Source organism: Clostridium sp. KLE 1755 (assembly GCF_000466465.2).
GTDB classification, from domain to species: domain Bacteria; phylum Bacillota; class Clostridia; order Lachnospirales; family Lachnospiraceae; genus Eisenbergiella; species Eisenbergiella porci.
The window spans coordinates 172,966-198,441 of sequence record NZ_KE992736.1; the positions used below are offsets into that span (position 1 = coordinate 172,966).

Below are 25,476 nucleotides of genomic sequence, written 5' to 3' on the forward strand. Positions count from 1 at the left end.
GCCGGATTGGCGACCGGCCTTCCAGCAGGATTGTGGGTTCTTGGCACCCTGCATCACACCACAAAAACCAAATAATTACAATATGACATCAGGTAGCAAGATGCCCGGATTCAAAGACAGGCGCATCTGCCCTCTCAGGAATCCGGCCGCGGTGTGCCTGACGTACCTTCGCCCTGTATTCGGCGAGCAAGGCCGGGAGCTCACCCCATTCCTCCAGATGGGCATTGGAGGTAAGCTTTTCTTCCTGCAGATGGGCCTGGATTACAAGATTATAGTATAACTGGGTATCCACATGCTCAGAATGGCATACTTTTGTCAGCAATTCTGTTATGCCCTTATACTTTTTCATCAGCTGCCTGGTTGCCATGGCATGCGTATAAGGAAAGAGCAGACAGTTGATTACATATGCGACAGCAATCCCCGCCACTATATATCCGATACGGATAAGAAAAATATTTCCAACCGCCTGAAAATCAAAAGCGCTCATAAACACCGCGCCGCCCAGCGCGCCGATAGTAGAGCATGCAAAGGTTTCCGTATAATCCGTAAAATAAAAAGAAAGATAGCCGGATAACATCATAACTGCAGTGCGTCCTGCGGAGGAAGGGATAAATGTGTAAATAACGACTGATAGCAGTCCTCCAATCACTGTAGCAAGGAATCTTTTTTTCATTTTCACGGGAACATCATCCGCGTAGGGAAGTGATACGGATGCCAGAGTAAACAAAAGCCATTTTCCATGCGGAAGTGCAAGAAGCTGCACCAATAATGTGGCGCAGGATAAAAGCAGTGCGATCCGCAGCGCATAGACTGCCCTCACCGGGCTTAAATCCAGCGCTGCCTGGAGCCGTACTTTAAGTGAAAGAGCTGTTTTTCTGTAGTGTGTCCGGCTCTGGGGATCAGTCATATGAAGAAGGCGGTCCCGGATATAAACAAAGCTGTTATAAAGAAGCCGGGCAGTCTTATCATCTTTTAATTCATAAAACAAAGAAGTCTCCAGAGAAGGGAGAACATGGCCTTCCTGCTGAAGAAAAATACGCATCTGGTTCAGCAGCCTGACAATTTCTGAAAGAAATATTTTATCCTGTCCGGATAATGTTTCAGGAAACTCCTGTATCAGGATCATCAGATGCTCTAATCCGCGTCCTGCATCTATCATGGAAAAACCGGCATCGGAAACACATAAGGTTTTTTTCCTCCGCTCATAGACTGTCCGGCTTAAACGGCATAATTTGTGCCGCATGGCGGAAAGATCCGCCTTCTGCGGATTTCCGGCTGTCCGCTGTGATATATACTGACAAATATCATCAATCATTTCTGTTAAGACATCCCTGGCAGTTTCCTGCACACGTTTTCTTCCCATAACCCATTGATAGAGCATAATTGATACGGCGCCAGCGAGCATTCCGAGTATTCTCATGGGAAGCTGCCCGGCGTGTACAGGCGAAATAAAGATGAGGAACAGGTATGACAGAATATAAGGAAAATATATGTGATTGGAATATTCATAAGTAAAAGCATATAGAATCAACAGCAGCGTAAAAAAATTAATAAGAAAGGAAAATAAGGCGGGGAGGGTGGTGACCAGAAAGGCAGCGATACCCATCCATACCAATACTGCTGACTGGAGGAACAGATGCTTTACCGGAGTGGCCGTAAGGTCACGTACCATTGATGCAGACATCATAATAGTGAAAATGACAGCTACTATGGAGTTTTCAGGCCCGAATATCAGGGGGAAAATATTTACATAGGCAATAATAAAAATGAAACTCAAAGTACTGTGGCGGAAATTGCTTCGAATTCTTTCTGAGATTCCTGACAGTTTCATAATTACAGCATCTCCTTTATAATGGGTTTATTTATGGAAGTGTGATTGACTTTTCGTCTTTTTAAAAGTAGAATAGAGAAAAATTGTAACATTTCTAAAAAAGTCATATTTTGTTTACTAATTTCTTAGAATATCACTGCGGAATTCTTTTGTCAACATGGAGCGAGGAGAATGGAAACGGAGTAGAGGGAATGGAAACAGAAAAAACTGCGGAAAAATTTGTACAGAATCTGCTTTTGGTCATGCCGGTATGGAATTCCAAACTGGTCCGGCCGTTTAAAGACAGCCTGAATGGAGAAATGAGCCTGGAAACCTATTATTGCCTGGAAACCTTAAAGTCTCTGGGAGTGGTTACGATGACAGAACTGGCGCAGCATTTGAAGGTTCCCAAGCAGCAGGTGACGAAACTGGTTGATAATCTGTATAAATACCAGTTTGTAGAACGGGCACATGTGGAAGATGACCGGAGAAGGATATCGATTCGCCTGACTGCGAAAGCGGTTGACTATCTTGATGAGTATTACCTTAAGAATACGGCATTTATCCGGATGCTGGAAGAAAAGCTTACGGAAGAAGAGCTTCTAAGCCTTAACGATGCTATATTGACGCTGAAACAAATATTGCCCGAGCTGAAGTAGAAAGGGTACGGGAAGGTGAAAGAAACAGTGAAAAAAATTGCGCTGGTAAAAACCAATTTGTTTGTATGTACCGTAATTATTCTGGGTTTTGCGGTCACCTCGCTGATTAGCTATCACTCCAATCAGGGGTTATTTAAGCAGGAAACGGAAAATGTATCCAATCTGACTGCCGAGGGAATTTATCATAAGATTGAATCCATTTTTACAAAGCCTGTCAGTATTTCGCTTACCATGGCAAATGACAGCCTTCTGAAACAGTTTTTGTCGGAAGAAGCCGAGCGGAAGGACGAGAAGGAGTATATTGCAATCCTGCAGAACTATCTTCGTACATATAAAGATAAATACGGCTATGACTCTGCCTTTCTGGTATCAGCCGAAACAAACCGGTATTATAATTTTAATGGTGTTGACAGGGTCCTTTTCCCGGACAATCCGGAAAATGAATGGTATTTCAGCCGGCTGGATTCAAATCAGGAGTATTACCTTAATATAGACAATGATGAGGTCGCTACGGCGGATAATGACATCACAGTCTTTATCAACTGTAAAATCAGGGATGAACAGGGGAAAGTTATGGGTGTGGTAGGCGTGGGCTTCCGCGTCAATTACATCCAGTCCATTTTCAGGGACTACGAAGAACGGTATCACATAAAGGCATTTCTTGTGGATGATGACGGGACGATTGAGATTTCCACATCCCAAACAGGATATGAAAAGACAGAACTGTTTTCGGACATCGGCTATGCACAGCTGAAAGAGCAGGTGCTTGAGGGAAAGGAGGAAATCCATACCTTCTGGTATTCCGGCGGAGGAAAGAAGGGCTATCTTGTGACACAGTATATTCCGGCGCTGAGCTGGCACCTGATTGTGGAGCGGGACACTACTGTGGAACAAAAAGAGATTCAGCAGGAAATCTGTGTAGGCGCCTTCATTGTTATCCTGGTAATCATTCTTGTTTTATATACTATTAACAAAATAATACACAGGTACAATAATGAAGTTGTCAGGCTGGCGATAGAGAAGGAGAAGAAGCACAGCGGCGTATTCCAGCTGGAGACAGAGAAAATATATGAAAATATTTATGAAGTGGATCTCACTCATAACCGTGTGGCAAGCGAAGCTACGGAACAATATTTCAAAAGCCTTGGCGTTCCGGAGGATACGCCTTTTGATAAGGCGCTGTATATTATTGCTGAAAAGCAGATTAAGGAGGAATACAGAAAAGGCTATATCAATACCTTCAGCCCGAAAAATATATTAAAAGCATACGAGGAAGGAAAGGAAAGCCTGTGCTATGATTTTATGATATCCAATGATGGAGGCCAGTCTTATTACTGGATGCGCATTACGGCACGGATTTTTTACTGGGATGAGGATAAATCTGTCCGGATGTTTGTCTACAGGCAGAATGTGGATGAGGAGAAAAAGTATGCAAAACAGCTGATGGAAAAAATGGAACTGGATTCTCTTACGGGACTGTATAATAAGGCGGCCACGCAATATCATATACAGCACGCATTAGAGGAAGCGCCTGACAGGATATATGCCTTTTTTATCATAGATATTGATAATTTTAAACAGGTAAATGATAACTGCGGTCATGCATTCGGCGACCTGGTAATTTCGGGATTTGCCAACATTTTAAGAAGGCAGTTCCGCAGCGGGGACATTGTGGGGCGTATTGGCGGAGATGAATTCGTGGCATTTATAACTGTTCCGTCAAGGGAATGGGCGACAGACAAGGCACGGAGCCTTATTCAGGAGCTGCATCATGAATTTTCCGATCAGTCAGCCAGATGGAAGACTTCAGCCAGCATAGGAGTCGCATTTGCGCCGGAAGATGGGAAGATATTCGATGTCCTTTACCAGAACTCTGATAAGGCGCTGTACCATGCGAAGGAAAAAGGGAAAGATGGGTTTGCGCTTTTTGGTGATAAATAAGTGACTGAGGAATATAATCAAATTAAAAGGGCGGTGGAAATATTAGCCGGAATATTTGCGGTGGAAGATGATAAGCGGCTGTATACATTGAGCTGCAGGTAATTAAGCCTGGTGGGGCATGCCTGTGACAGTCTGTTTGACGGACTACAAGCGGAATTCATCGGAACGGCAGCGGCTCTGATGCCCGGCTATGACTATGAGCTGCCAGAAGGCGTTGTAGTGACGATGGAGCCGGAGTGCGACCCGGATCTGGATGTGGTTTTGATTCCGTATGGAGAGGAAATGCCAGCCTCATGTTTATATCTGTATCATGGTTAGGATGAAAACGGGAAGCCGGCGAAGGTTGAGATTGAAGTGACGGATAAATCGCTGTATTCCATGGAGAACAGATATAATGGCGTTGACTTTAATCCGAACAGCATAGGCTGAAAAAGGGTAGGGCTGCATAGATATTTGTAAAGGGGGCAATATGCCGGAACTACTGAAAAACAGGTATAATTACGAATCTCTCCATGAACTGGCTTTGCGTGTAAAGGCTGTATATCCTTCATTTCGGGAGGAGGATTTTGTAAAGGCTGTTATCAACGAGACATGGGAAGCGTTAGAGCTGAAAGCCCGTATGCGGCAAATCTCTGTGAATTTGGGCAGATATCTGCCGGACGATTATGAACAGGCGATTGGCATCCTCAATAAGGTAGTGGAAGGTTATACTGAAGGGTATAACGACTTTGCTTTCATGTATTTCCCGGATTTTGTTGAGGTCTACGGACAGGAAGAGCGCTATTGGGATTTGTCCATGGCTGCGCTGGAAAGATTTACCACATTATCATCTTCTGAATTTGCAGTGAGGCCATTTATCATAAAGCATGAAGAGCGTATGATGCGGCAGATGGCCGTCTGGGCCGGGCATGGCAATGAGCATGTCCGGCGTCTTTCCAGCGAGGGCTGCCGGCCGCGGCTGCCCTGGGGACAGGCCCTGACCAGTTTTAAAAAAGACCCGTCGCCGGTTCTTGGCATTCTGGAACGGCTGAAAGCCGATCCGTCGCCGTATGTCCGCAAAAGCGTGGCCAATAACCTGAATGATATCTCCAAAACACATCCTGGACTGGTCATAAAAACGGCAAAGGACTGGTACGGGGGAAATGAGTATACGGACTGGATTGTGAAGCACGGCTGCAGGACGCTTCTGAAAAAGGGAAACAGGGATGTGCTGGATATCTTTGGTTTTGCGGATGCCGGCTGTGTGAAGGTTACCGGCTTTGCACTGGAGGATGAGTGTGTGGCTCTCGGGGGAAATCTGGCTTTTTCCTTTACAGTCGTGGCAAAAAAGGCAGCCAGAATACGTCTGGAATACGGGATTGATTATGTAAAGGCAAACGGTACGCGGAGCCGCAAAATATTCCAGATATCCGAGATAACCTTACAGGAAAACGAGATGAGGCTCTATACGAAAAAACATTCCTTTGAAGAGGTGAGCACCAGAAAGCATTACCCCGGCACTCATTCAGTTACGCTTATTGTGAACGGCACCGCGGTGGGGACGCTGGATTTTGAAGTATTGCCGATAGCATAGAGGGATAATCATCCGTTGCGGCATACACCAAAAGGTATGCCGCAACGGTTTTTACTGCATTTTCCTGCTTTATTCATAAACTTCGATGATCACTTTCTCTGCGATAAACTCATCTCCGTCAAAGTACCCCTGCGCTTCCAGGCCGGTCCCGTCCTGAAGCTCAGAAAAAGCTGCTTCCTCTTCTTTAATGTCCTCACCGCCGCCCTTAATTGTCCATCGCATGAAGACTGTTGAATCCAGGCACCGGACGGTCACTAATTCTTCCTCCGGGCTTCCGGCCTCCGGCATTACAATAACCGCTCCCTGCCCATCCGTGGAGTCCTCATATAACGTGCGGCTGAGTACAAAAGAATCCTGGGAAACACTTCTTACTTTCCCGCCGATAAAAATCAATTCCGGGTTTTCCACTTCGTTATTTCCCGCTGCTTCATTCCCTGCTTCCCTGTTTTCGGGCACCGTGCTTTCCTGCCCATTGTTTTCTGCTCCTTCACTAATTGCTCCATTTTTTTCACCGCCGCCATCATCGTGCACTTGCTGCGATGTATCCTCTGCCGTGGCTTCGGTGGTAGGGACAGCCTGCGGGGAGGCTGTGTCGCTGCTTTCAGCCGCCGGTTTATTTCCGCATCCTGCTGCGGTAATTGTGAGTGACAGAACTGCTGCTGCAAACATATACTTTCTGTTCATCTTTAATTTCCTCTCTTTGTTTTTTTACAGGACAGCACCACATGCAGTCCGGCCCTGATTTATTATCCATTATAGATATGATTTCTCTAAGTCATATCTAAGTGGTGCGGCAGGCCAGGGCAGGCAGGGTTTCTTTTTCATTCTGTTTCTGATTATGTTTATCACCGTATGGGGAATAATTGCCGGATTGTTTTTTCCTCATAGCCGGAATATGATGGATATAATAACTGATGGTGGTGACCTGCGTAAGTGTTTGGCCGGGCTTGGGGAAGAATGAAAAAATATGGATTTACAATTGAAAAATAAGGTATTCTTAGTGACCGGAGGAAGCAAAGGAATCGGAAGGGCTGTCGTACTGGAATTGCTGAAAGAGGGCGCAAACGTTGTTGCAGGCGCAGGCGGAGGCTCTACGGGAACAGTACTGGAAACGTCGGCGGAGGATTGGCGCAGCCAGTATGAGATTAAGGTCGGCGGCGTCCTGAATACGGTGAAGCCTGCAGTAAAGGAGCTTTTAAAAGCAGAGGCACCCAGAATTGTAATTATCAACGGAATAACGGCCAATATCCCGGATTCCCATATGGCGGCGGTAAGCGCTTCCCGGGCGGCGGTTAAGCAGGTCGCTTATATGCTGGCACAGGCCCTTGCGCCGGAAATATGTGTAAATACAATAAATTTAGGTGCAATCGATACGGAGCGTCAGCTGGATAGATATAAAAAATCCCAATCATTATTGAGCTTTAAAGCCTGGAAAGAGGAGGAGGCGAAAAGGAGAGGGATTCCCTTCGGCAGGCTTGGTCGGGCGGAAGAAGTTACGCCTGTGGTTTTATTGCTGCTGTCGCCGCTTTCCTCCTATATAACAGGCAGCTCAGTTGATATCGACGGCGGGCTGAATATTCACTGGAAATAATAAGAAGTACGTAAAAGTCACTATGATGGAATGAAGATATATGATACACTTTTCATGGCGGAGTGATTGGACATCAATGTGTAAAAAGTGATTAGACATCAATATGTAAAAAAGCATCTGACAGGGAGGAAAATTATGAACTGGGAGCCATGGACCGGCTGTTATAAAGCAAGCGACGGCTGTACGAACTGCTATTTTTACGGACCGTATGCGAAACGCTATGGGCAGAACACGATACAAAAAACGGACAAATTCGACTGGCCCATACGGAAAAATGCGAAAGGCGAATACAATATCAAAGGGAACAAAATTCTTGCGACCTGCTTTGCCACTGATTTTTTCCTGCCCGAAGCGGATGAATGGCGCAAAGAAGCCTGGTCCATGATCAGGGAAAGAGCAGATATAGATTTTTTAATCCTGACAAAGCGGATTGACCGTTTTCCGGTATCGCTGCCTGCGGACTGGGGAGAAGGATATGACAATGTAAATATCGGCTGTACTGTTGAAAATCAGGAACTGGCCGACGCCAGGCTTCCCCTGTTTTTATCCTATCCGATAAAACGGAGGTTTATCGCCTGCGCGCCGCTTTTGGAGGCGATAGATTTGACGCCCTATCTGCATGGCGTGGAGCATGTTACCGTTGGCGGGGAAACGGGACGGGAAGCACGCCTGTGTGACTATGACTGGGTGCTTGATATCCGTGAGCAGTGCGTGAAGGCGGATGTTACCTTCTGGTTTAAAAATACAGGCTCATTTTTCAGGCGCAATGGCGTAACCGAAAAAATAAACCCGTATAAACAGACCGGTATGGCGAAGGAATTAGATATAGATATTTTAGACGGGAAAAGGTTATTTTAGCGGGAGGAAGCCCAGCATTTCATTCCCCGAGGCAAACCTGGCGGCGGGAAAGCAATTTTCAAATACGATTCGGCACGGAAACGGAGATATATGCAGATAGATGGACAGAAAAAAACTTGTCAGCGAAAGCATTGATTATATCATACAGCATTTGGAGGAAGAATTATCCCTGGATACCGTAGCTGCGCATTTTTTTATATCAAAATTCTATTTCAGCCGGATCTTCAGGGAAGAAACCGGGGAAACTCTCTATTCCTTTATTAAACGCTGCAGGGTGGATCAGAGCGCCGTGGATATGAAGCTGAATCCAACAAAAGCGATTACGGACATCGGTTTGGATTACGGGTACAGCTCTTCCAACTACAGTTCTGTATTCAGAAAGCGTCATAATACCTCGCCTGCGATGTTCCGGCAGTCCCTTGCGACGCGCAGCATGCCCGTGCCGTTTGCCCCGGATCGGATTGCCCGCTTCCAAACCGCGGAGGAATATGCCTCCCGGATGGAGCTTTTGGAGCTGGGGGATTTTTTTGTGGTGTATGAGCGGTTTATTGGGAATTATGCGGAGCTTGAAAAGAACTGGTATCAGTTTTTGGATAAATACAAGGCACTTTTACGGGAGGACACTATCCTGGCGGAGCGTTTTTTTAATGATCCGGCAATTACGGACCCGACGCAGTGTATCTGCGATATATGCATGTCGGCGGAACCGGACTGCGGCCTGGATAATGTAACGTGGATCAAAGGGGGAAAGTGGCTGGTTTATCATTTTGATGGTGAAATCAGGGATATTTTTGAAACACTGCAGGGGATTTTCAGCGTTTGGCTGCCTCAAAGCGGCTGCAAAATGGCGCAGCGGTACGGATTAAATATTTATCACAGCATCGACAGGGAAAACCACAGGGTGAAAATGGATTTATGTATTCCGGTCTGAAAAAAGCAAGAATTCAGAAGTCGGCAGGACAGCTTCCTCTCTATAATAAAGAAGGTTTGAAAAATCTTTTTTATTGCGGAGAGGAGGTTTTTTTACGCAATTTTTATACATTTGCTGTATCAAAGGAAATAAATGCAGATAACCGGAATGTTACACAGGATAAAAGGGAGAAAATTATGTTCGATATAAGAAAAATACAGGAAGATGTAATCTATAAGGCTGTCAAAGCCGAAAGCGATGAGGAAACCGCAAGAAAAGTGGTATATGGCGGGCAGCAGACAAAGGCAGAAAATAATCCAGGATGGGTAAAGGCGGCAATGCACCGCCTGGAGAACAGCTTCGATAGCGGAACCGTGAAGCAGATACGGAGGAACTGCCAGTGCGGTTACGGGATGGAGGAAAAGCTTGCGCTTGTAAAGGAGCTGAAGGCGGAAGCGTCAAACATAGAAGAATTTGCGGCTTCCAGGAAAGCAAGGACGGCCGGGCTTTTCTGTAAGGATGGCGAGTTGTTTTTACAGTTTGTTTTTTGTCCCTGCCCTATGCTTGCCGAGGTGGATAGGCTGGAGACGGACACCTGGTGCCAGTGTACCACCGGGTACAGCAAGATCCTTTTTGAAACAGCATTTTCCTGCAGGGCAGACGTGGAGCTGCTGAAAAGCATAAAGATGGGCCACGATGTATGTCTGATGAAAATCACGCTTCATAACCCTGTCTGGAGGTAAGGAGCGCGCAGGATAGATGCCTGCTGTTAAGGCATATTTGTGTGGACGTCACAGTAAGTGTACAGACCTGCCTGAACAGTAACCGGGCCATGGGGACAAAACGCAGCAAAAATTGTCATGAATGGTATTTTGTTTTCTGCTATGCTGTACTCCGGATGTTTTTAGGGACTGAAAGCCAAAGGAGAGAACAAATGGAAGAGATGGACAAAAAATGCGTGGGCCGGACGGCGGATATTGTTGTGCACGGGCTGACCCAGAATAATCTGAAGCATGTAACCTTCAGAATACCAAAAGAGAAAATCACAGTGTTTACCGGAGTGTCCGGCTCCGGTAAATCCAGTATTGTTTTTGATACCATTGCCGCAGAGTCACAGCGGCAGATGAGTGCCGCCTATCCGGCATTTGTGAGGTCAAGGCTTCCCAAATACCCGAAACCGGCGGTGGAACGCATCGACAATCTGACGGCCTCCATCATCGTGGATCAGTCCCCTTTGGGCGGGAATGCCCGTTCCACTGTGGGCACCATCAGCGGCTTATATGCCAGCCTGCGGCTGCTTTTTTCCAGGATAGGGAAGCCCGCTGCGGGAACGGCGTCCTACTTTTCCTTTAATGATCCCAACGGGATGTGCAAGACCTGCTCCGGTCTTGGGAAGGTCACAAAAGTGGATATATGGGTTATCCTTGATCCGGATAAATCCTGGAACGAAGGCTGTGTAAAGGATTCCCTGTACCGTCCCGGTACCTGGTATTGGAAACAGTATGCACAGTCCGGCCTGTTCGACCTGGACAAGCCTGTCCGGGAATATACAAAAGAGGAATATAACCTGCTTCTTTACGGCTCCCGCGACGGCGGCGGAGAGCCGGAGGATCCGAAGGTACCCGGGCTGTACAATTTTTTTACAAAAAAGCTCCTGAACCGGGATATCAGCAATAAAAGCAGACATACCCGGGAAAAGTCGCAGAGCCTGGTGACGGAAACAGAGTGTACCGCCTGCCATGGAAAACGGCTGAATGAGGCCGCCCTGCGCTGCAGAATCAACGGTTATTCCATTGCGGATATGTGCGGGATGGAGCTGACGCAGCTGAGGGAGGTTCTGTCACAAATATCGGATCAAACGGTATCGGTGCTGGTGACTACCCTGATCGAGGGACTGGACAGGATGATCGAAATCGGCCTGCCCTACCTGCATCTGAACCGGGAGACGCCCTCCCTTTCCGGCGGAGAAGCGCAGCGGCTGAAGCTGGTGCGGTATATGGGCAGCAGCCTTACCGGCATGACCTATATATTTGACGAGCCAAGCGCCGGGATGCATCCCCGCGATGTGGGCCGTATGAACCGCCTTCTGATGCAGCTGCGGGACAAGGGCAATACGGTCCTGGTGGTTGAGCATGATAAGGATGTGATTTCCATTGCGGATCATGTGATAGACGTGGGGCCGCTGGCAGGACAAAACGGCGGCGAGATCGTCTTTGAAGGAAGCTTCCGGGAGCTGCTTTGCGCCGATACCTTAACGGGAAAGGCCATGCGCCAGTCCCTGCCGTTGAAGCTTGCGCCCCGGCGTCCTGCGGGCAGCCTGCCTGTACGTGATGCCTGCCTTCACAATCTGAAGCATGTGGATGCAGACATTCCGCTGGGAATCATGACCGTTGTAACAGGCGTGGCCGGTTCGGGTAAGAGTACCCTGATTTCCCAGGTTTTTGCAAAACAATATGAAGATGATATCGTGATGATAGACCAAGGGCCCATCACGGCCACCAACCGTTCTACGCCAGCCTCTTTTCTCGGTTTCTTTGATGAAATACGGAAGCTGCTGGCCCGGGAAAACGGCTGGCCGGAGAGCCTGTTCAGCTTCAATTCCACCGGGGCCTGCCCGGTGTGCGGCGGAAAAGGCGTCATTGTGACCGAGCTTGCGTTCATGGATCCGGTGGTAACGGAGTGCGAGGCCTGCGGCGGCGTGCGGTATAATGAGGAAGCGCTTACCTGCAGGTATCAGGGAAAAAATATCGTGGAACTGCTGGGGCTGACCGCTTCCCAGGCAATGGAGATATTTGAGGATGCCAAAATCAGGAAACACCTGAAGGTGATGCAGCAGGTGGGATTATCCTACCTGACGTTAGGCCAGCCGCTCAGTACGCTGTCCGGCGGAGAGCGCCAGAGAATCAAGCTGGCAAAGAACCTGGGGAAAAAAGGACGCATTATTGTGATGGACGAGCCGACCACAGGCCTGCATATGTCTGATATCGAAAACCTGCTGAAGCTGTTTGATATGATCGTATCCCGCGGAAATACCCTGGTGGTAATTGAACACAATCTTGATGTGATAAAGCAGGCTGACTGGATCATCGACATCGGCCCCGATGGAGGGAAAAACGGAGGAGAGGTGGTATTTACAGGAACGCCTGAGGAGATGATCCGCAATGCTAAAACACTGACGGCGGACAGCCTGCGGGCAGCGTGTGGTGTATAGCCTGACGGAGGGCATTATAAGATACATGAATAAGAGCTGCGCGAGCAGCTCTTAAAATATTGCGGGAAATAGGACGCTGTTTTGTAAGGGGGGAAGAAACGGAGTAACAGTTCAGGCAGGTCCGTGCATTTACTGCGCAAACTGTGGGAAAACGTGATGGCAGCAGGCTTTCGCTCCTCACCGAAGGCAAGTTTTGATGGGCGGATGTAGTAACAGCCAGGCCGAATGCTGAGCTGTTACGAAAATGAACAATAGTACTATATTTTACAATACAAATTATAGAATATAGTGTATAATTAAATAACTTGTTTATGATATTTCATTAAAAGAAAAGGAGAAAATATATGAAGAAATATGTTTTATTCGTAATATTGGAGCCATATGCCGACTGGGAGGCTGCGTATCTGTCCTCGGCCCTCTATATGCTGGGACGTGGAAGGTTTGAAGTTAAGACGGTATCCCTGACCAGGGAACCTGTGGCCTCCATCGGCGGTTTCCGTGTACTGCCTGATTATGATATTAATTCGGTCCCTTCCACATATGAAGCGCTTGTTTTAATTGGGGGACTGGCGTGGAGAAATGAGGAGGCCCGCAGGATCAGGCCCCTCGTTGATCAATGCAGGGAAAACGGAAAGGTTTTGGGCGGAATCTGCGATGCCGCCGCGTTTTTGGGAGCCGTGGGCGCCCTGAATGATGCGTATCATACAGGCAATGACCTGAACGATTTAAAACAATGGGCGGGAGAGGCATATACAGGAGAACAAAGGTATGTTATGAAGCAAGCCGTCAGGGATGGAAAAATAATCACGGCAAACGGCACGGCTCCATTGGAATTTGCGAAGGAAGTGCTGTTCGCCCTGGAGGCGGCTCCGGAAAAAATAATCACAGAATGGTATGATTTCCATAAGCTGGGCTGTTATAATGCAGAAATGCCCCAGGATGCCACCAGCTGGAACGACTGATCCGGTCGCTGCTGCGGAAGGGAATACGCAGAGTTATAAAAAGCAAGTGTCTGATAAATCAAGCGTATAATAAACACACCGGCCCCAAACGGAGGGATTATGGCTAAAAACACAAGGAAGCATTCGGAAGCGGTAAGAAAAAAAGTACTGACGGCAGCAGTTATCTGTGCAGTCCTATTGATTTTGGCAGCAATCATCGGCACAGGACTTCTGAGGTCAGCGCAGAAAGAGCAGAGAAAGAGGGAAGAAAAAGCGGGGGTCTTTGAACCTTATCAGCCTTATGGGCTGGTATACGACAAAAAAGAAGACAGACTGTATTTTAACGGAGAACAGGTTCGATATTTTGAAGATATTACCGATACGGACCGTTATATAAAATGGCCTAATAAAGCCGGTGCTGTGGATGTTTATGCAGAACGGGATACAATAGGGGCGCTTATCGGGGTAAGTTCCTTCAGCCAACAGGAATATGCAGACAGAACGCCGTCTTTGAAAGACGCGGCAGGTGAGTTAGAAATCAGCATCAGCATCGATGGCTATACAGACGATGTGGAAGAGATGGTAAAAGAACGGATTGAGGATGCCTATGAGGTTTACGGTCAGTATGGTTTAACATATGATGCAGATTCGGATCGGCTGTATTATCATGGCGAACTGGTGGGATATTTTGAGGATACATCGCTGAAGCATTATTTCGGACCGTTTGAGGACAGTATGGTTAAAATTTATGCCGTGCGGGATAAGCAGGGAAATCTGACAGGATTGGATGTAGATGACAGTACAAAATGATCCTTTGTAACTGCTGTCAGATCAAAGAATAAGAAAATGATTCAGGATGGATTTTTACAGAAGCTGTAAAGTAACTGAACAGACACTATTTTTCAATAATACGGCGCAGTCAGGGAGGATGCCATGGAAATTAAAATTATAAATAAAGATAAGAAACAATTCATCGATTTACTGCTGCTTGCTGATGAACAGGAGTCTATGATAGACAGGTATCTTGAACGCGGAGATTTGTTTGCTTTATATGATAATGATTTAAAAAGCATATGCGTAGTTACAGAGGAAAGCCCCGATACCTGCGAGCTTAAAAGTATCGCAACCTATGAAAAGTGGCAGAATATGGGCTATGCCGGAAGGCTTATACAGTATATTTCCTCATATTACAAAGATAAATATAGAACCATGCTTGTGGGAACGGGTGATGTCCCTTCCACCCTGCGGTTTTATGAAAATAATGGATTTACACTTTCCCACAGGATTCCTGATTTCTTCACGGACAATTACGATCACCTCATTTTTGAGGAAGGGGTACAGCTTGTGGATATGGTTTATTTAAAAAAAGAGTTGTAGAGGGATCGGTGCACAGCGGTAACTTTGAATAAGCTTCTCCTCAATGAGCGTATAAGAGCCGTCCTAATGGCAGCAAAAGTCTGTTTTCTATAATCTTTTAAATAGATGTGAAATGGTTTCCGCTGTGTTATACTTTAATAAAAACAGCATATACCCTGCGGCAATCCGTGCAGGTTAAAACCACAGTGATAAAAGGAGCGGCTTATGCAGCACAGATATGATTACCTGTTTTCCTCGGCGATGAATATATACAAGTATCTGAATATTGAACTGACGCAGTTAAGGCATGTCATAGTGGGAAAGGAATGGTGCTGCACGCCCCATGACAATGTGAACCGGCTTTATATCACCCTGGACGGCGAGGGCGCGCTTATTACGGAATCGGGAACCCTTACGCTGCAGCCCTACCATATTTACCTGATACCGGCGAAGCTTCCCTTTTCCAGCCAATGTGATACCTATCTGGAAAAACTGTATGTTCATTTCAGGGTTTTCATCCTCCCGAACCAGGATCTGCTGTCGGAGCTGGATCACATTCTGGAGATTGACAGCTCCAGGGAGGAAATTGAAAGGCTTAAGGAGGTGCTCCACAGCGGCGATATTTCAGCGGTTCTGCCCTTCCGGCTGAAGCTGGATCAGATTATCCTGGGCGCGGTTCAGCCGTTTGTGGAAAAGTACTCGGACGATCTGTCAATCTATCTTAAATTCGAAAAATTTTTCACTTATACGACCACTCATATTTATGCGGATCTGTCGATAGGCGATGTGTGCCAGAATATCGGTACCACGCCCCGCAAGCTGGCGTATCACTACAAAAAGGCCACCGGGCAGAGTGTAAAATCATATCTGAATACCATATTGTTAAACCGGATTAAGTTCCTTCTTCAGACGACCGATATGTCTGTCAGGGACATTTCCGCCGAACTGCATTTTAATAATGAGTTTTACTGCTCCCGCTTTTTTAAGAACCAGGTCGGCATTTCCCCCCGGGAATTCAGGAAAACGGCAATATGAATAATGAAATGGCAATTCATGCAGGGAAGGAGGAATCCTTCCCTGTATTTATGTTGCCCGGACGGGAGACAAAAAAAGTGATTTTGTAAAAAAGTGTATGTTTTTAGCCCCCAAATGCATGGACTCCGTATCAACAGGATGTTATCATAATCACATAGAAATCAGAGCCGTGATTTCAAACAGGTCACTGTAATTGGAGCTGCTATTATGCCAAGTTCAGAGTATTTATATTTTGCAGAAAAATTTCGTACCTCCCCCTTTGACAATCCCCGCAGGATAGGGTATGCCAGGCTGCGGCAGCTTCAGGAAGAGCGCATTACTTCGGAGGATGCCGGCTGTCCCGGGGTTTTACAGCACAAAACCCGCATTGGAAATCTACAGGCGGAGTGGCTGGTTCCGGAAGGGTGTCCGGGGAATAAAGCGATGGTGTATATCCATGGAGGCGGATGGTCGTTGGGAAGTATCCGTCAGACCCGTATTTTTCTGGCGCCTATGGCAAAAAAAATCGGTTTTGCCGCGGTACATTTCAATTACAGGCTGATGCCGGAGGATCCCTTCCCGGCAGGTATGGATGACTGTTATTCATTCTATTTAGGGCTGCTTGAGAAGGGCTGGAGGGCGCAGAATCTCGCGCTGGCGGGAGAGTCGGCGGGTGCAAATCTGGCATTGGCGCTGCTTCTGAGGCTGAAGGAGGAAGGGCTTCCCATGCCGGCGGCAGCGGTTCTGATGAGTCCGATTACCTTCATGGATACCATGGAGGGAAGCCATACGGAGATGGCGGATTTTGATTATATCCTTGCGGAGGACAGCTTTATTATAAGCGATGTGGCGGAGCTGTATGCACCGGGCCGGGATAAAACGCACCCATGGCTGTCGCCTCTTTACGGGGATCTGTTGGGGCTGCCGCCTATGCAGCTATATGTGGGAACGGATGAACTCCTTTTTGACGATGCCATACGTTTTTACAGGAAGAGCCGCAGGGCGGGAAACCAGGTGGAACTGATAGTGGGGGACCATATGCCGCATTCCTGGCCGATTTTTATTGGGGATTTTCCGGAAGCGGAGGCGGCGGTATTGAAAATGGGGGATTTCCTCAGGTTGTATCTGCCAGAGGAGGAACAAAGGCTGATGTCGGCCTGTGATACAAAAGGAAAGGACAGGGGGGCTTGCGATGGCAATAAATGAGAGGGAAGGCTTATTTTCTCCCTGCTCCGAATGGATTTGGCTGTGTGGGGCCCCGGAGTGCAATTGCTACGGGCAGTTTCAGAGAAGCTTCCGGCCGGCGCAGGCGCAGGAGCGGGTTAAGCTCCATATCAGCGTGGAAGGCCAGTATGCGGCTTTTGTGAACGGGCAGTATATTCCGTCGGCCCAATATGCTGATTTCCCGGATTACAAGGCTGTGCAGACACCGGATATCACACCGTTTCTCCACAGAGGTGAGAATCTGCTGGAAATCAGGGTCTGGTATCCCGGCAGGGACAGCTCGGTCTGCCGCCGTGAGCCCCCGGGGCTTCGGTTTGAAATCCGGCAGGGGAATGTGCTTTTATGCGGCAGCGGCGGAAGCTGCCGGGCAAGGCTCCTTCCGGGCTATATACAGGGAGAGGTGGAAAACATCACTCCGCAGCTGGGAATGACCTTCCGCTGCCACACGCCGGAGCCTGTGCTGTGGGAAAAGGCGGCTGTTGTCCAGAAGGAGGCCCGATTGGTTAAGCGGCCCGTAAAGGAATTGCTTGTAAAGGATTGCCGGAAGGCCCGGATCATGACGCAGGGGGTCTTCCGTATGGAAGCGGAGGGCAGCATCGGAGAACGGCTTCAGAGAGCAGGGCTTTATTACAGGGAATTATCGGGTCTTGCTTATAATCCTGGTGAATATGGAAGGGAGCTGCCCAGGCCTTCCGGGCTGCATCTGAAGACAGAGGAGAAGGACGGATTGTTTCTCGCCCTTGATTTGGAAAGAATGACAAGCGGTTACCTGGCATTGGATATTACAACCCCGGTCCCTGCCGAAATAGAGATTGGCTTCGGGGAGCATCTTCAGGATTTGCGGGTAAGAACAAGCGTGGGCGCAAGATCCTTTGCCGCGGCATATGCTTCCGGGCCGGAACGCAGCCGTTTCGTGCACTATTTCCGCCGCCTGGGCTGCCGGTATCTGCAGCTGTTTATCCATTGCAGGGAGGCAGTCATCTATGAAGCCGGACTGCTTGAGGTACAATATCCGGTGGATGAAGCTCCGGTTTTTGCGTGCGGCAGCCTGCTGCACACTAAAATTTATGAGACGGCAAAGCGGACGCTCCACCTGTGCATGCATGAGCATTATGAGGACTGTCCCTGGCGGGAGCAGGCGCTTTACGGCTTTGACAGCCGAAATCAGATGCTTTGCGGCTATTATGCTTTCGGGGAATTTGACTACGCGCGGGAAAATCTGCGGCTGCTTGCTCTTTCCCAGCGGGAAGACGGACTTTTAGAGCTGTGCGCCCCAGCGAGGGTGCCGGTCAACATCCCGAGCTTCAGCCTGGCTTTTATCGTTGCGTTGGAGGAATATTGCAGATACAGTGGTGACCTTGCCTTCGGTGAAGAGATGCTTGAAACCGCGGATAAAATCCTGGACAGCCTGCGCGGCCATATACATAACGGGACGGCCTTTTGCTATCAGGAGCCGGGCTATTGGAATTTTTACGAATGGAATGAACTGCTGGACGGGCAGCCCATGGAGCATGAATCGCTGCTGTTGCCATCCGCAGATGCGGGGCTGCAGCTGTTTGGCCTTCTTGCACTGCAGCGGATGGCAGCCCTGTATGGATATCTGGGCCGGAACGCCGGGGCGCTTATTCAGGAATGCCGGGCGCTTGCGGAAGGCCTGGAGGCCTTCTGGGATGAGGAAAACGGAGCGTACGCCTCCTTCCTGCGTGACAATCAAAGGCTTCAGTATGCGGAGCTGATTCAGGCGCTGGCGCTGTACACCAAGGCTTGTCCGGCGCAGAGAAGGGCCGAGCTGCGGCAGGGGCTTTGCGAAGGCCGCTGGCTGGCTGCAACATTGAGCCACAGTATTTTCAAATACGAGGCGCTGCTGGAGGAACCTGATATTTATGGAGAGGCGGTATTTGGCCAGATTACGGAAAGGTGGGGAAGCATGCTGTTTTCAGGAGCGACAGCCTTCTGGGAAACGGATCAGGGGCCGGAAGCCTTTGACGGGGCCGGCAGCCTGTGCCATGGCTGGAGCGGCATCCCTGTATACCTGTACGACGCGTACCTTTTGGGAGTGAAGCCGGAAAAACCGGGGCGCTGGCGGCAGGAGAAGCGGGTGGACTGCGGAGTCCGCAGGGTGAGCGGCATACTGAAATCCCCGCAAGGGTATATGGAATTCGGAACAAAACGGAAATAACGGAAATAAAAAAGGTTTTACCTCCAGACAGCTGGAGAAAAAATATATTTTATTTCATCAATAAAGGAGGAAGAGTGATGAAAAAATTATGTGCACTGCTGCTGACGGCAGCAATGGTACTGTCAATGACGGCCTGCGGCGGCAAGCCTCAGGAAAGCAGCCAGAATCAAAAGGATCAGGGGCAGGCGGAAGCGGTACAGACCGAAGGAAGCAGCACCGGACAGGAAACGGAGCCTGCGCAGGAAGCGCAGGGCGAAAGCGGACAGAAGGAAGATATCGTTCTCAGCTATTGGGCGCAGTGGAGCGAAAATGAGACACAGGCACAGGTCCTGAAGGCCGCGATTGCCCGCTTTGAGGAAAATAACCCGGGCTGTAAGGTGGAAGTGAACTGGGCGGGACGCGATGTCCGTGATATTTTGAGATCCAGTATTGATTCCGGCAACAAGATTGATATTGTGGAAGGTGATTTCAGCAAAATCACAGGAAACCTCGGCGAGGATTATCTTATGGATCTGACGCCGTATATGGAAGGGACGGAGTTTGAAAGCTCCATCACCGAAGGAATGGCTTCCTTTGCGAAGAGCTATACCTCTGACGGAAAATCCTGGTATTATATCCCTTCCCAGCCGTTCGTGGGGACCCTGTTCTACAATAAGGCAATTTTTGCCGAAGCCGGGATTGACAAAATGCCTGCCACATGGGATGAGTTCCTTGACTGTTGCCAAAAGATTAAGGATGCAGGTTATGATCCGATTACGGTGGATGATGCATATCAGCAGAGCATGTACGGCCATTATCTTGCCATGATCAAGGATGTTGACTGGGTGGGAGAGCTTCTGACGGATAAAACCGGCAAGCTGTGGGATGACCCGGCCATACTGCAGATGGCGGAGGATTTCCAGGAGCTGCGTGAAAAAGGATATTTTGCAAAGTCCGTAGGCTCCAACGTTTTCCCGGCGGCCCAGAACGGTGAATTTGCCATGGGCACCGCTGCCATGTACTATAATGGTTCCTGGCTTCCCAATGAAGTGGCGGAGATTACAGGTGATGATTTCCAGTGGGGCGCCATGTTCTTCCCCGCGCCGGAAGGCTCAAAGTATCCATACACCACTTATACCACCGGCTGCCAGTTCTACGGTGTAAACAAGGATTGTGAACATCCGGAGGAAGCAGTGGCTCTGCTTGCGGAATTTACATCAGTTAAGACCCAGCAGGCGCTTGCGGATGAAGCACAGTGTATTCCGGTCATTAACGGAATTACTCTTCCCGACAACCTGGTTTGTGTGGGAGAGCTTATGGAAGAAAGTACGGATGCCTTCGTATGGGGCGGAAGCAACCTGGAGGATGCGGATGTCCGCGCTATTATCAATGCATCGTTCACAAAGCTGCTTGCAGGTGATATTGATGCGCCGAAGTTTGTAGAGGAAATCAAATCCCAGCTGAAGTAATACAGTTACAATGCAGTAATGATATCAGGGGCTGCCGCATGAAGGGTACCGGTCCGAATGCGGCGGTCTTTCCCTGCTGAAAGGAGACGGAAGGTTGAAAAAAAGAGAAAAGCTTTTTATGCTGATATCGCTGGGACCGGCGGTGCTGTGTTTTCTTGTGATGTTTGCGTACCCCATAATCCGTACGGTTATGATGAGCCTGAATCAACTGCCCAGCATCAGCAGTGATATGGCGGACTGGAAATTTGTCAGGCTCCGGAATTATACGGAGCTGTTCAGAAACAGCGTTTTTCTGGCATCTCTCAGGAATATCGGTAAAATATGGTTAATCGGCGGTATCCTAACCTTATCCGTTGCGCTGTTTTTTGCGGTCATCCTGGCGTCAGGCGTAAAGGGAAAACGCTTCTGGCGGTCTGCGATATATCTGCCTAACAGCATATCTGCCGTAGCATTATCCACCATGTGGCTGCAGTATGTGTTCCAGAATAAGTTCGGCATGCTCAAGCAGCTGTTCGGCACTCTGGGAATGGAAAAACTGGAGGAAATAAACTGGACCTCGCCGCAGTATTTGTTCTGGGCCATGCTGCTTTCCTTCGTTTATGGAAGCGTGGGCTATTTTATGCTGATTTTTCTTTCCGGGATTGAGCGGATTCCCAGAGATTTATATGAAAGCGCGCGTCTGGACGGAGCGGACAGCTGGACGCAGTTCTGGCGGATCACATTTCCCCTGATCCGGAATGTATTCCGTACCTGCGTGACCCTGTGGACAATCACCAGCGTAAACTTTTTCGTTTGGGCGAAAATGTTCTCCTCCAGGGCGAATGTGGAGACGATAACCCCTGTTTATTTCCTCTATAACAAGGTATTCGGTTCAGCCAATGCAGGCACAGTCCTGGATGTGGGAGCCGGTGCGGCGGTAGGCGTGCTGGTTGCGGTTCTGGTTTTGATAATCTATATTATCATGAACAAAGTACTGAGAGAGGAGGAGCTGGAGTATTGAAGAAAAAACGTACCTTTACCGTGCACCGTGCCCTGGAGGTGTTAAAATATATCCCTCTTGTCATCTGGGTGGTATTTTTTGTCTTTGCCTTCGGCTGGATACTTCTGGCTTCCTTCAGCACGACCCGGGAAATCTTTTCAGGGACGCTTCTGGACAGCGGTGTCCATCTTGAAAACTATACGAATGTGTGGAAGGACAATAACGTGGGGCGTTACTTTATCAACAGTATCCTCTGCAGCGCGCTGTCCTGCGCATTTATTATCCTTATTTCTGCCCCGGCGGCTTATGTCCTTTCGAAGAAAACGTTTATCGGCAAGAAGCTGACCTTCAATATTTTTGTGGTAGGCATGAGCATTCCGCAGGTTATGCTCATCATTCCGCTCTACTGCTGGTTTGTGCGCGCGGGGCTTGTGGGGCATCTGATTACATTGATTATTTTATACACCACCCTGAATGTGCCGTATACGGTATACTTCCTGACCGCCTTCTTTTCAAGCGTCCCTTCCGCGCTGGCGGAGGCTGCCAGGATAGACGGCTGTTCCCAGACGGGCGCGCTTTGGCGGATCATGGTTCCCATGGCTTCGCCTGGAATTATTACCGTAACGATTTTTAATTTTATGAATACCTGGAATGAGTATTTTATGGCCCTGATTTTTGCCAACGGGAACGATGAAATCCGCACCCTGTCAATGGGCCTTCAAAATATAATTACGGCAATGACCTATACGGGAAACTGGGCCGGGCTTTTTGCGGCTGTTATGATGGTGTTCCTTCCCACCTTTATTTTATACCTGCTGCTGTCGGATAAAATCGTATCCGGCATTACGGGCGGCGGTGTCAAAGGGTAGGGGAGATTATTGGGAAACGGAGGAAACAGGGAATGAAAATGGTAAAGGATAAGCAGATTCTGGTGGCGGCTGATTTCGGCGGCTTTGAATTAAAGGAAGCAGTGGTAAAGCATTTAAAGGAACGCGGCTGGACGGTTACGGATGTGGGCATGAAGGCCGGGGATACGGGAGAGCCGGAGATGTACCAGCGCATCGGCCTCAGAGCCGGGGCCATGGTTGCGGAGGGGGAATTTGAACGTGCCCTGCTGTTCTGTGGAACCGGGATGGGGATCCATATCGCGGCCAGCAAATGTCCTCATGTGCACAGCGCGGTCGTTGAAACCGTCCCTGCCGCCCTGCGGTGCGTGACGGCCAATAACTGCAATGTGATGGCCATGGGCGGTTATTATGTGGCCCCGCGTACGGGAATGGCCATGGCGGATGCATTCCTGGAGCATAAGCTGGGCGACGGCTATGAGGACTGGGAAGGCTTCTACGAATATCATAAGCTTGGATATGATGAGCTGGAGAATTTCGATTATGAAGAATATAAGGCAAATGGTTTTCAGATAATTAATCCCGGAAAGGCGCCGCTTGGACCGGAGCCTTTGGGGCATGCTTATTGATGGGGAATATAAAGGATGAGGAGGGGCTGTTCGCTAATGCGGCAGCCCCTTAAAAGTTTGAAAAATATTAGGAAATATATAGAAAAATATAATGGATACATGAAAATCACCACGACGGATCAGGCTTTTTCGGTAGGTGTATTTCTTTATGTGGATGATAAGTAAAAGCCTTCGTTATGTTCCCAGAATGCTTTCTTTTGGTTGTTTGAAATGTGAATAAGGCCCTGATGGAGCTGTACCATACTGTTTTCCGTTTCCCCACACAAAAGTTTCCCTGCACAAAAATTTGCCCGGGAAAATCCAACAATATAATACCTTCTATGCCGGGCATAAAAGTAGTAATATGATAATATAATGTTGGTTTTATGCGGATGCCATATCGGTTGCCGGGAGGACAGCAAGTGCCTGTCCCGGAGGGCATAACGGCATCCACCGTCATTGGGAAAGGGGGAACAATAAGCTATGGATATGCGGGAAACCGTACAGGAAAACCCATTGCTGGCTATTATGCGCAATGTGTCGCTGGAGCAGACGGAGGATTATGTGGGGGCGGTTATAAGGGGAGGCGTCCATTTTTTTGAAGTGGCGATGAATACGCCGCACGCGCTGGAGCAAATCCGCCTGATCAGAAACAGTTTTGGAAAGGAAATCCTGGTAGGGGCGGGAACCGTGCTGACGGCGGAAGCCGCGGAAAAGGCGGTGGAAAGCGGGGCGCAGTTCCTTCTGTCGCCGTCGTCAGATGAACAGGTGCTGGCTTACTGTCAGGAGAATGATATTATGATGATGCCAGGAGTCCTCACGCCTTCTGATGTGGCGCTGTGCCTGCGGTATGGTTTTTCCACGCTCAAGCTGTTTCCGGCAGGGGGGATGTCTGCCGGCTATGTGAAGCTTCTGAAAGGGCCTTTTGACAATACGGAGTATGTGGCAATCGGCGGTGTGACGCCTGAAAACCTGACGGATTTTTTCAGGCAGGGCTGTATTGGGGCGGGGCTGGGCAGCAGCCTGGTGCCAAAGGAAGCGGCGGTAAAAGGGGATTGGGAAGCCTGTGCGGCGTACGTCAGAGCTATGGTTGATAAAATAGAGAAGGTAAGGGGACGCGGATAACATGAAAATAACAAAGGTGAATACCTATTTGGTACGGCCCAGATGGGGCTTTGTGGAGATCGAAACGGATGAGGGAATCACCGGATGGGGAGAAGCTGTCCTGGAGGGACATGCGGGGACAGTGCTGCGCTGTGTGGAGGAAATGGAGGATTATCTCCTGCAGGCAGACCCTTCGCGAATTGAAGATATCTGGACAACGCTGTACAGGGCGGGCTTTTACCGGGGCGGCGGCATTATGATGAGCGCCATTTCCGGAATTGACCAGGCGCTGTGGGATATCAAGGGAAAGCTGTTTCAGGCGCCGGTATATGAGCTGATGGGTGGCGCCTGCAGGGATAAAATGCGGGTGTATTCCTGGGTTGGCGGGGATCGTCCTTCGGATGTGGGCAAAGCGGCCAGGAAAAAGCTGGAGGAAGGCTTTACCGTGGTTAAGATGAATGCAACGGAAGAGCTGCAGATGATTGATTCGTATGACAAAATTGACGTCGTATTGGAGCGGGTGGCGGCGATCAGGGAGTCCTGCGGAAGGGCGTTCGGGATTGCTATTGATTTCCACGGACGCGTGCATAAGCCAATGGCTAAGGTTCTGGCGAAAAAGCTGGAGGAATTTGACCCGATGTTTCTGGAGGAGCCGGTTTTGTGTGAAAATATGGAAGCCTTTTCAGAGATAGCGGCAGCGTGCAACATCCCCATTGCCACAGGGGAACGCCTGTATTCCCGGTGGGATTTCAAACGCCTTCTGCATGCGGGCGGCGTGGATATTATCCAGCCTGACCTGTCCCATGCCGGCGGCATTACGGAGGTGAAGAAAATCGCGTCTATGGCAGAGGCGTACGATGTGGCCCTCGCGCCCCATTGCCCTCTGGGGCCGATAGCCCTGGCCGCCTGCCTGAATGTGGATGCCACCTGCTATAATGCGGTGATTCAGGAGCAGAGCATCGGCATTCATTACAATGTGGGGAAAAGTGTCCTGGATTACGTGAATAACCGGGAGGATTTTGCATTTACGGACGGCTTTGTCAGCCTGCCCCGGAAGCCGGGCCTTGGTGTGGAGGTAAATAAGGAGCTGGTGGAGGAAGAAAACCGCACGCCCCATAACTGGAAAAATCCTGTATGGAGACATGCGGACGGTTCCATTGCCGAGTGGTAGGGCGGCTAAGGATTCATCGTGGAATTGATGGGGCGGAGGACAATCCATCGTGGA

The 25,476-nt window shown here is 48.9% G+C and carries 24 protein-coding genes; 22 read left to right on the forward strand and 2 right to left on the reverse strand.

Features of this window, described 5'->3' with window-relative positions; translation table 11 throughout:
* Window positions 1–88: 88 nt before the first annotated feature.
* Window positions 89–1,420, reverse strand: coding sequence for an FUSC family protein (locus HMPREF1548_RS18535; protein WP_353612054.1), 1,332 nt, complete (start codon window positions 1,418–1,420; stop codon window positions 89–91).
* Between the two features lie 160 nt (window positions 1,421–1,580).
* Here HMPREF1548_RS18535 and HMPREF1548_RS30940 point away from each other — a divergent pair, with 160 nt between their 5' ends.
* The 5 genes from HMPREF1548_RS30940 to HMPREF1548_RS18555 all read left to right on the forward strand — a co-directional run bounded on the left by HMPREF1548_RS30940 (window position 1,581) and on the right by HMPREF1548_RS18555 (window position 5,983).
* Window positions 1,581–1,754 (forward strand): hypothetical protein, encoded by a 174-nt coding sequence (locus HMPREF1548_RS30940; RefSeq protein WP_320919930.1) that lies wholly within the window; start codon window positions 1,581–1,583, stop codon window positions 1,752–1,754.
* A gap of 268 nt (window positions 1,755–2,022) precedes the next feature.
* On the forward strand, window positions 2,023–2,469 hold the full coding sequence (locus tag HMPREF1548_RS18540) for a MarR family winged helix-turn-helix transcriptional regulator (RefSeq protein WP_021637977.1): 447 nt from the start codon (window positions 2,023–2,025) through the stop codon (window positions 2,467–2,469).
* Window positions 2,470–2,496: 27 nt separating this feature from the next.
* A complete protein-coding gene (locus HMPREF1548_RS18545) occupies window positions 2,497–4,410 on the forward strand; it encodes a sensor domain-containing diguanylate cyclase (RefSeq protein ID WP_035322874.1) in 1,914 nt (637 codons plus the stop codon).
* A gap of 111 nt (window positions 4,411–4,521) precedes the next feature.
* Window positions 4,522–4,728 (forward strand): hypothetical protein, encoded by a 207-nt coding sequence (locus tag HMPREF1548_RS18550; RefSeq protein ID WP_021637979.1) that lies wholly within the window; start codon window positions 4,522–4,524, stop codon window positions 4,726–4,728.
* A gap of 151 nt (window positions 4,729–4,879) precedes the next feature.
* Entirely contained in the window at window positions 4,880–5,983 is a 1,104-nt protein-coding gene (locus HMPREF1548_RS18555) for a DNA alkylation repair protein (RefSeq protein WP_021637980.1), read from the forward strand.
* A gap of 69 nt (window positions 5,984–6,052) precedes the next feature.
* On the opposite strand, the gene HMPREF1548_RS18560 is transcribed toward HMPREF1548_RS18555, so the two are convergent.
* Window positions 6,053–6,667, reverse strand: coding sequence for a hypothetical protein (locus HMPREF1548_RS18560; protein ID WP_021637981.1), 615 nt, complete (start codon window positions 6,665–6,667; stop codon window positions 6,053–6,055).
* Window positions 6,668–6,950: 283 nt separating this feature from the next.
* Between HMPREF1548_RS18560 and HMPREF1548_RS18565 the strand changes: the two genes are divergently transcribed.
* The 17 genes from HMPREF1548_RS18565 to dgoD all read left to right on the forward strand — a co-directional run bounded on the left by HMPREF1548_RS18565 (window position 6,951) and on the right by dgoD (window position 25,422).
* Window positions 6,951–7,574 carry an SDR family oxidoreductase gene (locus tag HMPREF1548_RS18565; RefSeq protein WP_021637983.1) on the forward strand — a complete coding sequence of 208 codons (624 nt, stop codon included), beginning with the start codon at window positions 6,951–6,953 and terminating at the stop codon, window positions 7,572–7,574.
* Window positions 7,575–7,709: 135 nt separating this feature from the next.
* Window positions 7,710–8,432, forward strand: a complete 723-nt coding sequence (locus tag HMPREF1548_RS18570) for a DUF5131 family protein (RefSeq protein ID WP_021637984.1) — start codon at window positions 7,710–7,712, stop codon at window positions 8,430–8,432.
* Window positions 8,433–8,532: 100 nt separating this feature from the next.
* Window positions 8,533–9,363 carry an AraC family transcriptional regulator gene (locus HMPREF1548_RS18575; protein WP_021637985.1) on the forward strand — a complete coding sequence of 277 codons (831 nt, stop codon included), beginning with the start codon at window positions 8,533–8,535 and terminating at the stop codon, window positions 9,361–9,363.
* 176 nt (window positions 9,364–9,539) lie between these two features.
* Window positions 9,540–10,085, forward strand: coding sequence for a DUF6144 family protein (locus HMPREF1548_RS18580; RefSeq protein WP_035322876.1), 546 nt, complete (start codon window positions 9,540–9,542; stop codon window positions 10,083–10,085).
* Between the two features lie 200 nt (window positions 10,086–10,285).
* Window positions 10,286–12,553 carry an ATP-binding cassette domain-containing protein gene (locus HMPREF1548_RS18585; RefSeq protein WP_035322877.1) on the forward strand — a complete coding sequence of 756 codons (2,268 nt, stop codon included), beginning with the start codon at window positions 10,286–10,288 and terminating at the stop codon, window positions 12,551–12,553.
* Between the two features lie 344 nt (window positions 12,554–12,897).
* Complete coding sequence (locus tag HMPREF1548_RS18590; RefSeq protein WP_021637988.1) at window positions 12,898–13,515, forward strand: type 1 glutamine amidotransferase family protein; 618 nt, start codon at window positions 12,898–12,900, stop codon at window positions 13,513–13,515.
* A gap of 99 nt (window positions 13,516–13,614) precedes the next feature.
* Window positions 13,615–14,304, forward strand: a complete 690-nt coding sequence (locus HMPREF1548_RS18595; protein WP_021637989.1) for a hypothetical protein — start codon at window positions 13,615–13,617, stop codon at window positions 14,302–14,304.
* A gap of 123 nt (window positions 14,305–14,427) precedes the next feature.
* A complete protein-coding gene (locus HMPREF1548_RS18600) occupies window positions 14,428–14,871 on the forward strand; it encodes a GNAT family N-acetyltransferase (RefSeq protein WP_021637990.1) in 444 nt (147 codons plus the stop codon).
* A 204-nt stretch (window positions 14,872–15,075) separates the two neighbouring features.
* Entirely contained in the window at window positions 15,076–15,885 is an 810-nt protein-coding gene (locus HMPREF1548_RS18605; protein WP_021637991.1) for a helix-turn-helix transcriptional regulator, read from the forward strand.
* A 207-nt stretch (window positions 15,886–16,092) separates the two neighbouring features.
* Window positions 16,093–17,070, forward strand: a complete 978-nt coding sequence (locus HMPREF1548_RS18610) for an alpha/beta hydrolase fold domain-containing protein (RefSeq protein ID WP_021637992.1) — start codon at window positions 16,093–16,095, stop codon at window positions 17,068–17,070.
* Window positions 17,057–19,267 (forward strand): alpha-L-rhamnosidase-related protein, encoded by a 2,211-nt coding sequence (locus HMPREF1548_RS18615; protein WP_021637993.1) that lies wholly within the window; start codon window positions 17,057–17,059, stop codon window positions 19,265–19,267. Before HMPREF1548_RS18610 ends, HMPREF1548_RS18615 begins: the two co-directional genes overlap by 14 nt.
* Window positions 19,268–19,344: 77 nt before the next feature.
* Entirely contained in the window at window positions 19,345–20,715 is a 1,371-nt protein-coding gene (locus tag HMPREF1548_RS18620) for an ABC transporter substrate-binding protein (protein ID WP_021637994.1), read from the forward strand.
* Window positions 20,716–20,809: 94 nt separating this feature from the next.
* Window positions 20,810–21,715 carry a carbohydrate ABC transporter permease gene (locus HMPREF1548_RS18625; protein WP_198168655.1) on the forward strand — a complete coding sequence of 302 codons (906 nt, stop codon included), beginning with the start codon at window positions 20,810–20,812 and terminating at the stop codon, window positions 21,713–21,715.
* On the forward strand, window positions 21,712–22,563 hold the full coding sequence (locus HMPREF1548_RS18630) for a carbohydrate ABC transporter permease (protein ID WP_021637996.1): 852 nt from the start codon (window positions 21,712–21,714) through the stop codon (window positions 22,561–22,563). Before HMPREF1548_RS18625 ends, HMPREF1548_RS18630 begins: the two co-directional genes overlap by 4 nt.
* Window positions 22,564–22,595: 32 nt before the next feature.
* A complete protein-coding gene (locus HMPREF1548_RS18635) occupies window positions 22,596–23,168 on the forward strand; it encodes an RpiB/LacA/LacB family sugar-phosphate isomerase (RefSeq protein WP_021637997.1) in 573 nt (190 codons plus the stop codon).
* A 462-nt stretch (window positions 23,169–23,630) separates the two neighbouring features.
* Window positions 23,631–24,272, forward strand: a complete 642-nt coding sequence (locus tag HMPREF1548_RS18640; RefSeq protein WP_021637999.1) for a bifunctional 4-hydroxy-2-oxoglutarate aldolase/2-dehydro-3-deoxy-phosphogluconate aldolase — start codon at window positions 23,631–23,633, stop codon at window positions 24,270–24,272.
* 1 nt (window position 24,273) lies between these two features.
* Window positions 24,274–25,422 carry a galactonate dehydratase gene (dgoD, locus tag HMPREF1548_RS18645; protein ID WP_021638000.1) on the forward strand — a complete coding sequence of 383 codons (1,149 nt, stop codon included), beginning with the start codon at window positions 24,274–24,276 and terminating at the stop codon, window positions 25,420–25,422.
* Window positions 25,423–25,476: the final 54 nt, after the last annotated feature.